Annotated in this window: 10 protein-coding genes; 4 read left to right on the forward strand and 6 right to left on the reverse strand. The window is 42.3% G+C overall.

Annotation, left to right across the window (positions count from 1 at the left end; all coding sequences use genetic code 11):
• Positions 1-195: 195 nt before the first annotated feature.
• The 6 genes from DY231_RS24150 to parM all read right to left on the reverse strand — a co-directional run bounded on the left by DY231_RS24150 (position 196) and on the right by parM (position 8,118).
• Positions 196-4,467 (reverse strand): hypothetical protein, encoded by a 4,272-nt coding sequence (locus DY231_RS24150; RefSeq protein WP_115632032.1) that lies wholly within the window; start codon positions 4,465-4,467, stop codon positions 196-198.
• 123 nt (positions 4,468-4,590) lie between these two features.
• A complete protein-coding gene (locus tag DY231_RS24155) occupies positions 4,591-5,151 on the reverse strand; it encodes a plasmid transfer protein (protein WP_115632033.1) in 561 nt (186 codons plus the stop codon).
• Positions 5,148-5,579, reverse strand: coding sequence for a hypothetical protein (locus DY231_RS24160; RefSeq protein WP_115632034.1), 432 nt, complete (start codon positions 5,577-5,579; stop codon positions 5,148-5,150). Before DY231_RS24160 ends, DY231_RS24155 begins: the two co-directional genes overlap by 4 nt.
• Positions 5,569-6,021 carry a transfer repressor gene (locus tag DY231_RS24165; RefSeq protein WP_115632035.1) on the reverse strand — a complete coding sequence of 151 codons (453 nt, stop codon included), beginning with the start codon at positions 6,019-6,021 and terminating at the stop codon, positions 5,569-5,571. Before DY231_RS24165 ends, DY231_RS24160 begins: the two co-directional genes overlap by 11 nt.
• A 377-nt stretch (positions 6,022-6,398) precedes the next feature.
• Complete coding sequence (locus tag DY231_RS24170) at positions 6,399-7,067, reverse strand: hypothetical protein (RefSeq protein WP_115632036.1); 669 nt, start codon at positions 7,065-7,067, stop codon at positions 6,399-6,401.
• Positions 7,068-7,080: 13 nt separating this feature from the next.
• Entirely contained in the window at positions 7,081-8,118 is a 1,038-nt protein-coding gene (gene parM, locus DY231_RS24175) for a plasmid segregation protein ParM domain-containing protein (RefSeq protein ID WP_115632037.1), read from the reverse strand.
• A 399-nt stretch (positions 8,119-8,517) separates the two neighbouring features.
• On the opposite strand from parM, the gene DY231_RS24180 reads away from it, so the two are divergent.
• Genes DY231_RS24180 through DY231_RS24195 form a run of 4 tightly spaced genes read left to right on the forward strand, consistent with a single transcriptional unit; the run spans position 8,518 to position 11,136 of the window.
• Positions 8,518-9,432 carry a metallophosphoesterase family protein gene (locus DY231_RS24180; RefSeq protein WP_115632038.1) on the forward strand — a complete coding sequence of 305 codons (915 nt, stop codon included), beginning with the start codon at positions 8,518-8,520 and terminating at the stop codon, positions 9,430-9,432.
• On the forward strand, positions 9,429-10,235 hold the full coding sequence (locus DY231_RS24185; RefSeq protein WP_115632039.1) for a hypothetical protein: 807 nt from the start codon (positions 9,429-9,431) through the stop codon (positions 10,233-10,235). Before DY231_RS24180 ends, DY231_RS24185 begins: the two co-directional genes overlap by 4 nt.
• On the forward strand, positions 10,232-10,753 hold the full coding sequence (locus DY231_RS24190) for a hypothetical protein (protein ID WP_115632040.1): 522 nt from the start codon (positions 10,232-10,234) through the stop codon (positions 10,751-10,753). Before DY231_RS24185 ends, DY231_RS24190 begins: the two co-directional genes overlap by 4 nt.
• Entirely contained in the window at positions 10,750-11,136 is a 387-nt protein-coding gene (locus DY231_RS24195) for a hypothetical protein (protein WP_115632041.1), read from the forward strand. Before DY231_RS24190 ends, DY231_RS24195 begins: the two co-directional genes overlap by 4 nt.
• Positions 11,137-11,851 lie beyond the last annotated feature (715 nt).

Here is an 11,851-nt window from a genome sequence, read left to right on the forward strand (position 1 = left end):
TAATTTTTTGGCTTTATTTAAGGCTGTTATTTAATGCATCCGGAAAATGAAACCAGGAAACAACCTAATATGTGGGTGAATATTCCTATCGAGGGTTAGGTCATACAGCAAAAAAAAACCGCAACTATGAAAGTTGCGGCTCAATGACTGGTTTTGATTCTACCTGCCCTCACAGGCAGGCTTTAAATTACATACTTACTGGGAAGATGTATCCGCCGGTCCCATCACAGTTAATGTCTGAGCAGCACTGTCGCCACTGTCATCAAATGCTAGAACTTTAATATCCTGCTTCCCTTTATTCAGGTTTTTCGACAGGGTTGCCGAACTCCCAAATACACTTCTCATTTCTCCGTTTATGTACCATTCATAGCGTGAGATTTTTCCATCTATATCCGAACATTTATTGGTAAAGTTCCAGCTGAGCGATGTCTCTGTATAGCTGAGCGAACAGACTGGCGGCGCATTCTTGACTACATCAAAATCCAGACTGGCCGAGCCCCTTTGTCCCAGCTGACTGACGACATCGATGGTCACATGATATTTACCTTCCTTCATGCCGGAAATAAGCTGTGCCCAATAGTTTTTCCCTACCTCTACTGGCGTTCCGTTAACTTTGTAGACCACTTCATCTACACGGTCGGCAGAATGAGAAAGCTTAATGTTGGACCTTAACGTGACATCCAATGGAGCCCTCATAAACTTGTTTGAGAACTTCGGCGTCATTTCCACTTCCATTGGATTTTGCTCACCAACGATTATCGTGTTGTCGATCCGCTGTTCATTGCCCCTGTTATCCTTAAACAGTAATGACAAAGTGAATTTACCCGAGTCTGGGATTGAAAACTCCTTCTTGTCTCCCTCGTCCTTAGTTAGCACCAACGAATCTTTTGCATAAATCCATTCACGGGAGTACGTCACACCGGGATAGCTATCATCATCAATGCCTGACAAGGAAACGGTAAGAGTTGAAGGCGCCATGGAATACTTCAATCGTGAATTCATTTTCACTTCCGGGAATTTATATACCCACGATTTTACCGACGACTTACGGGTCCCTACGGTTTTCTCCTTGTTACCCGAAATCCAGGCGCTATATTCAAATGCCGCATAGCCCTGTTTATCAAGCATGTCTTCAGTCAGCGTAATAGTCAGTTTTTTACCAGATATTACCTGGCCGTCCGGTGTTTTCCATTCCTCTACCACAGCCGTGCCGCTGCCGAATTTCTCATTAGGGTTAACGTACACACCCTCTAAAGTTACTTTTTGGCCGACTTCAACTTTCTCGTTACCAGTCACTCTTACCGATATCCGTTTCGGTGTAGTCACACTCACTCTTGAGGAAGCATCTTTCCAGGAGTCTGCTTCGGCCAGCTCGTCAGCATCGTTGTAGCGCATTCGGGCATAAATCACTGACGGGATGGTCCCCGAGCCCTGGATGGTGTAGGTGGAACTGCCCTCTGTCCAGTTCTCATTATCTTCTGACCACATGATCTGAGCGGTTCCATCAGGAATGGCTTCTTCGTTATCAACAAGAGTCACTGGAATATCATTCCCTTCCAGCGTTGGTGTAACTTTAATACTGATCTTAGGTTCCTTATACGTCACTACGGTTAGCACATCCGTCAGGGACTCAATTTTTGAGAACTTATTCGTCAGCTTAGCCCGATACAGCCATTTACCCACCTCGGTCTTTTTAATGGTGACACTACGTTTACCTTCCATTTCACTGAGCGTTGTCCAGGTTTGACCATTATCAGCTGATGTTTGCCATTGTGTTGGCGCTAATGCATCTGAGTCAGCTGTGCTTTTGGTTTTAAACGAGACAATGGTGCTTAACGGAATTCGGCCGATGATCTGACTCTTAGACAGACCACCTTCAAGTGCTTCACCTTTGTAGACCCTGATACTGACGGTGCCACTCTCTCTCTTCATAACAAAATCATCGAATGGTGAACGGACCTGTGCCACGGCCACTAGACGTGTGTTACCTAAATCCATGCCTTCAATATCGATGTTCGTTGATACCTGACCAGCATCATCGACAGGCAGCGCTTTAGTTAGGGCTTTGCGTTCATAGGTGGTCTTGTAGCGGCCTGATACTGGATCAATCCCATAAATACTTTTCTGGGAGTATACCGTTACGTCCCAATCACCCATGATTTTGCGGTCGAATCTGCTTGCTCGAATGTCGTTGCTGTACCGGCCGACACTCACAACCAAAGGCATTTCAAGTCCAGTTGCCGTTTTCTTCTCATCAACTTTCATGGTGGCTTTGATGTTGAAGTCTGGCACGGTATAGACGTTCAAAGTGTCCAGGGTCGTTATCGATGGGTCCTTTGTATAGTTGGCTTCTATATTCAGCGTGTTCTTAGTCCAAAGCGCTGAAGCTGGCATTTTAATCCTCTGAACAAAAGTGGTCTGGTCATTGTTAGAGGATCGATTTTTATAGGTAGTTTTCACTGCATCACTACCATTCTGGGCAACAGAAATAGTAATGTCAGCAGGCACTACTTTGGCGAGAATGCGAGCAGCCTCTCCACCTGTTGTATAAACCAGGGCAGTGTTACTGTTGATACCTGCAATTGTTTTACTCTTTTTATAAGTAATAACAGGGTTGTAAGGTAACTGTGTTAACAGATTAAACCGGTTCCTGGCCGAAACTGCATGCGAGCCTTTGCCGTTGATCATGTGAACTTCATAGTCCAGAAGGTTTTCCCCTGAAATGTTGAAGAACCCACTCAACCCCGGAACTCGGCCTTTAAAGTAGAATTCCAATCCAGAGGGGACGTTATTCCATTGCGGATAACAGGCGATAACATTTGAGTTAATCCCGGTCCATTCAAGGTAGTCCTTAGCATTTTGCTCAGTCGTAAACAGGTTACATTTTTGCCCATCTGTTTGTGTAAGCAGGTCCGTATACTGGCGAACTCGGGAGTAGAGAGTTAACCCCTTCTCAAGAGTTTTTAGGGTGAATCCGGTAGGTTGGTAAAGGAATGACGTGGAGTAGCTGACGGCTTTTCCGTAAATATTTTCCGCCACCACAGTGATGTCATGATCTGCATTGAGTTTGAGGTCATCACCTTCAGGTAAATAGTAAATGCCTTTAATGTTTGTTGGTTTTAGGGTGACAACCTTATTGTCTATGGTCACAGATTTGATATCTGCAACACCAGCCTGACCCTGGAAAGCTGCGACTATGACTTCGTTGAGGAAATACACCGGTTCACGTTTGCCAAGCACCAGCCCGTCTTTAATCACCATCAAAGTCGGATTATCGGACAACATTAATTTTGATTCTGGCTCATCGTAAACTGAACTGTTTAGGCTTTTGTTCTCAAGCGTAAACTGGGCACTGTAGGAGCCATTAACGAGATCGGTAATATCAAAGATATACAAATAATCGCTACCAACTAACTGTGGGCCTGAAACGGGGCGCAGGGTCCTTTTTGTCGGCGTTGCCCATGACTGTTTAAAGTCGATCACCGTTCCGTCATCTAAAGTAACTTTCGTAACGGGCTTGAATACGCCATCCGGCGTCAATGTAAGGGTCATTTCTGTAGGTAGCCACCATTCACCTTCAGAACCAGCTTGCGGAGCCTTAACAGCAACGGCAACAGTTTTGGCACCAGTAAATACGTCCTGGCCTCCTACAGTGATTACTTTGGAGTCTTCGGTGAAATTCCAAAGAGTGTGGTCTACAACAGGCGGTCGATAATCCCAGTTCAACGTCAGATCATGAGTTTCCGGAGGAGAAAAGTAATTATTTTTCGAGTTGGCATTTACCGTGATTGCCCGAACACCCTGTGGCTCATCGTTATCACTTATTTTTACACTACCCACAGTGATCGTGCAGTTGTCAGCACCAACAGGCACTTCACAGGATGACCCGTTCCCGACAGAGATATACTGAAGATAGTTTCTTGCTTCGACAGTTACAGTAATGTCCCTGAGGGCTTCGTCCTTGATGTACGAATTAATAGAAAAGCCATCGAGCACCTGGCCGTTAATGGAGGATTTCATACCTGTTATAACGGGTTTTATCGGTGCAAGAGCCTGGACTTTATATTCGCCCGTTACCACCTCTACCTTTTGCCTTTCACTTCCTGAATAGTATGAGATCTTATAGGGGAGTTTTATTTCACCGACCTGAGACGGAATGCCGCTCGTAGTGAATCCGTTGGCAGCAAACCCAAACGAATTAGGTAGCCATTCGAAGAAGCAGACAAGATTGCCAACCGTGGAGGTGGCCCGGTCATCAACCGATATGTTACAGGCAGAGCCCTTCCCTGATGCTGTTATCGTGCTCGTATTAACAAAGGCCACAAGGTCCTGTTGGTCTTTGTTAAACGCCACCTCTGGCATATCTGCTTCTAGCTTCCCTGATATCATTATTGCCTCTGCATGAACTTTCGACAGAGGTGTAATTAATGAAAATAACAGAGCAAGCTTTACCCCGGATTTTCTCATGACGAATTCCTGTAGTTCAGCGCTGAATGCTGAATACTTTAACCTACGAGGATGAGATAAATTCTTGCTAAAGGGGTACAAAAAAGCCGCCCCCCTGACAGGAAAGCAGCGTTTAAACAGGATTTATTTGGCTTTAGATTCGGCTAGTCTTAAGGCCGTAATGATTGATTCGGTACTAACCAAAGGCATTTTCAGCGATACAAAGCCAAGGAGAAACAAACCGACCCGTACACAATCCATTTCCATGACAGGAATGTAATGAAGAAATTTTTCAATGGTATTTTTTTCTATCGGGACTATACCGAGTTTAAAAAGTAACCCACCTTTATTATTGGGTTCTACGCTAAGATTTTTATAAACGCTGTGACTGCGGTGACTTGTTTTTCGATTCTCAATTTTGAAGGTATTTTTTATTCTTAAGAAAACTGAAGCTAATGACATTACTTCCGTCATTGATAATTTCATAATGACACAGTTCTCAGTCGTCCATTCATATCCCCCACTACTACTGGAAGGGGCTACAAACAAATTTAAATAAAACTTATCAGACGGAGATGAATACTCGGAATTGTCAGAAGCTTTGGTATCTTCCTGGTTAATGACCAGTTCCAGAGCGCATGCAGTCCCAAAGACTTTTATGTTTTGTGAGCGCGTTCCGTTAACCACTAACTGGTCATTCATCATGATTTCTCGTTATATATCCAAATTCCGGAAAGTAATTCTCCAGTGAGATTATTTTGTAAATCTCCGATAAGGTAACCGTTTTCACTCTTAGCGATGATTAAACTATACACACCCGTTTCAATTTTCCTGGCTGACGTAACTTTCGGTACGGTGCATGGCTGATTTTGACTCAAACCATCAGCAGCTGCTAGAAAAGTTACTTTTGCTGGAACACCATTAAAACTGAGTTCGTTGTCAGAAATTATTTGGATATTAAGTGCCCCACCATCTTTTTCACATGATTTAAATGGCAATGCAGTATTAAATTTATTTGCTGTGAAACTCGTCAGGTCAGGCGATACCACCTGCGACCGTAAAAAGTAAAATGAACCTGCCGACAATAAAACCAGAGATACAACACCACATACTATCAATGACTTACGAATCATCCCCCACATCCTCATGAAGTAAGTGCAGAGCACTCAGTAACATTAAATGAAGCTGGTAAAGCATATTGTCCGGCGTAACTCCGCCAACAAAAGTAACGGTCCTGCGTATAGATGCACCAGCTGGTTCATAGAGAATGTAACCAACGCCAGAATCTCTGAGCAGACTGTCCTCTTCTTCGACCAGATCAGTATCAAGGGCCGGAACAATAACTTCTATCAGTATTGTATCAACAGGAGCCATATCCCAATCGTATTTAACTGATGAAAGTGGGGCTATAGAAATATGCAATTCATCAATATCAAAAAGCACTGGTCGTGCCCATTTCAATTCTTCAGGGGTGAACGAGTTGTCTTTATGAACTATTGGATAGTCTGATGCATTTAAAACCTCGATCAGCTCATTACGACGAAGACCGTGAATCAAGGAGTTGCGTGACAACATATGGATAACCTTTATTATAATATTATTCGCTTAATCAAACGGTTAGGTGATTAAACAAAAGTCTTAAACCTACCAAGCAAGGGAGAGCTGGTTATGATTTATTACTAATCTTAGCCAGATCTATCAACTCTAAAGCAAAATTGCGTCAACTGTGTATGGTACTAAAGTATGAGTTTTATAACTGCTTGGCTTCAATAGGTTTTCTACTCAGTTAATCCGAAATGTACAAAGGATACTCTGACATTTTACTATGAAATTCAATTAACTTACTTAACTAATAACTAAGGATTACTCTTAATTTTTCAAGTTTTCATTGATGATTTAGCTATCATTTAAATTAAAATGCCAGTTTTGTAAACTGGCATTTTTAGTAGGCGTCAGGCACCAAATGTTTTGATTCTGTTTTTTACCGACTGATTTCCACGATTTTTACTAGTAGTTGCTGGAATTTCCTGCAAGTTTTTATTGGTTAGACCAGATGGACTCGTTGCGTCTATTTTATCTGAAACTGCAAGATTAGCTTTTTTTTCCATCAGCGGCACTGATGAATGCTCTCCTCCCGTAGGTTCTAATAAATGTTTATCTGTTTTAGTTGTCAACGATTCTGAAAGAGTATCAGTTGTAATTTCAGATTTTGAGATTGGAACAGAATGAGTCGCTAATTCAACTTTGAGTGTTTGGATCAACTTCTCTACAGAACTATCAAAACGGGCTCCAATTTCTTTAACCAGATGGTCTGAATTTTGTGAAGCATGCGGATCATACGCATTACCCGGCCCGCTTAGCCCAGTGATGAAATCTCTTAATTGACTTAAGGTCAGTTGGTCTGCATGGGCATTAATCATGTGCATTAATCTTGGGTTAAGCGAGTTAATAATCAATCCCGCGATTAATGCATCTCGTATTAATTGGGTTTTCTCCCCACGGTGAGCCCCGTTAAGGGCCACCATTGTGTCATGCGCAAATTTACTTTGCTTCTCTGTAATCCAAAATGCATGAACCTGGGTTCTGAGGCCACCAGTTTCGCTGTTGGTGTCTTTTGACATGAATTATCCGCTACTAGTTAAAAAGCACTGATTCAGCGATTGAAGTAGCAAGTGCAAGCTGTGGATTATTAACCACCACTACCTTCGCATTTGGATAGTTCTCTTCAATTGCATCAGCAATCAAGAATGAACCGCCCCCCACAATAAAGATGTAATGTGGACGTTCTTCAATCTGCTTTACTGCTTTAACGACCATATCCTGCAATTTCTTAACCGCAGCATTCACAGCTTCGAATGTTTCAGTCCGCAGACTATCCGTAATTTTTAATGCATTAGCATCACTACGATTTCCGATTAGATGATCAATATATGCATCACTATCGTTGACGTTAACGGACTGGAGGTAACGTCTAATTTCATCATAAACGACAGAACAACCAATTCGGTCAAAACCCTTAACTTTTGAGATTTGTTCCAGCTGACCACTGATACTTGCGGCATCTAGTGTCGTACCACCAAGATCCAATACCAGGCTAACTTCGTATGATTCAATAGTAGATAGTTCCGAAGCCTGGGAAACCGCAGGTAATGATTCAGGGAATACGGAAATTCCTGCAACATTAAAAGATACTGTTTGACCATTTACATGGCGACCTACAGGTTTCAATAAGTTGTCTTTTTTACGCTGGATATTTTCAGTATTTAGCTCACCCATTGAATTATAGAACTGGCTTAACGGCAGTGTTACATGAAGGTGTACAGCTTGAGGTTCAATACCTGATGAGTGAAGCGCGTGATGGACATTCAGTCGGCTGATTTCATCATACTGATGTGCCACATCTGTTGTTTCCAAGGCTTCAGTCGCTTCTTTGTGATGAGAATAACGTTCATATTCGTCAACAAAGTAGTTGTATGGATTGGTGCCTGTATGGGCTACTCGGAAGTTTGGAACGAATGAATTAGCCGAAAGATGAGTCTTCAGCTCGCCACGCTCATCCAAGAAAACTACTTTTGCGGCTTTGCTACCATCATCAATAACAATTTTCAGCACGTTACTCCCATCCACACCAGTTTGGACTTCTTCCAGCTGTTTGTTTTGTACTTCTGACATATCTCTCATCCTCGGAATTGGTTATTAAGATCACCGCTATATTGAGATTGATGATAGGTTACCTGTTAGTAATACACAACAGATTTAACAACTAAATATTGTTTAAATACATGAAATTACAGAACCCGTCCTAAGTTATAACCCACAAAACTATAAACCCCGTACCCGTAAACTAACACAACCAATTCACACAGCACATTTGGTTCCTTAAACTAACATATGGTTCTGCAAGTCTCTGCCATTTGGTTCGCTCAACTAACACCATGTAATAAGCACTCCCAACTTTAGCAAAGTAGTGTTCAGAATTTCACGATGCTTAACATGCCGAATTTCGCTCCTAACCAACCGAATAACATGAATCCGTAAGTTATTATTGGACCTCAACTACTAGGGGTTTACATGGCTGCAAATGATGCTCAGATATTAGATCTGACCAACTACAGTGGACGTATTTTTTTTATTTCTGATGTATGCGGGAATTATTCGTTCCTGTGTCATCTCATTCACTCGGTCACTGATTTTGATGATGATGTTGTAATCATCGGTGCAGGCAACTTGTTTGATAATGGCCCTGAGGGATATCAGCTGTTAAGAGCAATTAATACAAAGAGGTTCGAAGGCAGGAAGGTTTCATTTTATTCAGTCACCGGATTCGGGGAATACAATTTAAAAAAATTACTTCCCCTCGATCCTGAATACCGCCAGTTCTATCCCGGGACTTCAGAATTAGAAAAATGGAGTGCCAATGGCGGCTCCTGGCACAAAGATATCAACCGTTATCATCTTGAAGATCAAATACGAGCATTAATGACGGAGCAGCTCCCTCTGATTTACTCAGTCGAGCTTCAGGGCGGAATTCGTATTGGGATCTGCTCTTCCGATTACGCACCTATCAGAGATAGTTTCCCGGACACTTTAAAGGCCCTGCATGGATTCAAGTCTTCAACAGTGAGTAGTTATATCGGGCAGATTATGTTTGGCAAGGAGCATGCATTAACCCCTACTCATATCAAAGGCGTCAATTTTCTAGTACTTGGGAGGAATTCTGTTAGTAGCATCCGAGCGGCACATGGTCTCCCGCTTAATGGCATGCCGGTTCTACTCGGCAACACTATCCACATTGGACCAGATCGAGAGTTATCCAAAGTGGTTAGACGTAGATGTCCTATCTCTATGCTCGAATTTATCAATGGCTCTAACCCAAGTTTCTTAGTCCATCAGGTCTGTTTAAATAAATCTGATGTATTGAGCATTCAATCAAACCATTTAGATATTCATTCACACGACAATTTTATTGGAGGAACCGAACCATGAGTACAAACAAAAAATTAGTAGCAGTCTTCCTCAGCTCAATGCTTTTATCGGTTTGTTCTTCGGCCAGGTCAGATTCTGATATCCCAGCACCAGAAAATGAATCCGTCCAAAACATAAAGATTAGCTATTCCGGTAGTGAACTGCTGGTAAACGGAATGAAGCGTCCCATATTGATTACTAGTGCGTCTAAGCGCAATTATTTTGAAATTACAAACCAATCTCAAACTAAATCGGCATATCTCGTCATACCTTACATCGAGTACAAGGTTCTTGCCAAAAACAAGATTTCTCTGGGTCACCCGTTAACCGTAAGTGCAGATGAGGCTGGTAAAGAAGTCATATGGTTAGAACCTAATACTTCACTCACTCTCAGCTTGATCAATGATTACGTTGAAACACCTATCCAGGCCATTGTTTCAATCAATGGTAAATCTAAAAGTGTCGTTTCCCTTTTTGGTCCGGATAAATCTGACAAATTCTCACTGGTATCTGTTAGTGATGAAAAGAATGAATTGACCGATTCTCAGTTAGGCATTGAGTCGCTCAAAATCCCTGTCGTTACTGATGATTCAAAATTAATTACAGTTACGGAAAAAAATCGTCAGCTCAGCAGTAACCAGGCCTACACAATCGCTACGAAACCCAAAACTCACAATGTGGAGTTTTCGGAGTTCGTATTCATTCCAAAGAGAAACAGGTTTATTGGCGGGACTGGTTATTGGACGAAGAACGCAACAGTTGCGAAAGGAGAAGCCCTTAAGTTTGTGACTATGCAGAAAACAAAATTAAGGACAAGCAAATGAAATGGCTGTTATCCCTTCCACTTCTCACTTTACTTAGCGGATGTGCTTCCATTGATTCAAAGATTTCCTCAGTACCTGGCGTTGGGTTTGATGTCGTGTTGTTAAGTCGTACTCAGGCCAATCCTACTGACAAAGTTACTTTTTCAATAGAAAGCTCAGGCACAGACCTTTGGCTAATTGTTCAAAATGGAACAAAAGAATTCATACAATTTAAAAATTTAAATCTGGCCGGAAGCCGATGTTCTTATGTCTCACGAGGAAAGACTGCGGTCGCACCTGAAAATGTTTCTACTTTCAAAATGCCGACTCTTGGATTACTTGGCCTGTGTTTTTCAAACGAAGACCAAATGAAGCTTATTACAATGCCTTTCGAATCTGTCTCCTCCAAACAGACCAGTACAGAGTACCTGCCGACTTACTTTAGCGTCGACTATTATTCACCGGCAAAAAATACGAAAGGCCAGGGCCACATTAGTTATCAACTGTTTCTGAATTTCAAAAGGACGGAACTGCAATGAAAAATATCTTCTTAGTAATGATTTTCTTCTGCGGATGGGCGCAAGCATATCAATATAAGATTTTAACTGTACCTGAAGGTGCAACTGTAAAGAACATCATGACGAATGAATTGATTGGCACGACTCCTGTTTCGGTAGAGGTTAACAATACAGAAGCAGGCTCAACATTCGGCCTCTCTTACTATCGGCATGAAAATGTTGCCATTAAGATATTCACTGTTATGCCGTCAGCCGAAAACGGCTATGCGATTAGTGGACCTGATGTAGCGACAATGTCTTTACCTGGTAAGGCACCACTCAACGTTAAGAACGATTCCAACTCTTCTTCAGTCTTTATTGACATGAGACCATTTATGTCGGAACCAGCAAAGGTTTCTCACTGAAGACTACGCTAACCCCTTCCCTCCCTTTTGTTCTAAACCGGGCAGGGAAGGGATGCCTGATTCTTCATACGACTTCTTATATATCTGAGGTATTAACCTGATGAGCAATCTCGTTTAACCCCCTTAATCGCCAGCACCTGAATATACGCTTCGTCGTTTAACCCCCTTAATCGCCAGCACCTGGGTATAAGCTTTGCCGTTTAACCCCCTTAATCGCCAGCACCAGGGTATAGGCTTTGCCGTTTAACCCCCTTAATCGTCAGCACCAGGGTATAGGCTTTGACGTTTAACCCCCTTAATCGCCAGAACCTGAGTATAGATTTCGCCGTTTAACACCCTTAATCGCCAGCACCAGGGTATAGGCTTTGCCGTTTAACCCCCTTAATCGCCAGCACCTGTGTATAGGCTTAGCCGTTTAACCCCCTTAATCGTCAGCACCAGGGTATAGGCTTTGCCGTTTAACCCCCTTAATCGCCACCACCAGGTTTCCTAAATAGCCAACGACGCCATGTTAACGACCTTTGACTACTCACCAATTGGTCGACAGATATGAAAATTATCGAAACTTTTGTCTGAAACTCTAATGATAATGACGAAAACGTCTCAAAAAATGAACTGGGATTGGCAATAATTGACACTTACAGATAGAATTGAACGTATAAACCGTGAATTGAGCGCATCATTGGTAGTTTGCACACTTATACGCTCAATTGAT

It is taken from the genome of Buttiauxella agrestis (assembly GCF_900446255.1).
Lineage (GTDB): Bacteria > Pseudomonadota > Gammaproteobacteria > Enterobacterales > Enterobacteriaceae > Buttiauxella > Buttiauxella agrestis.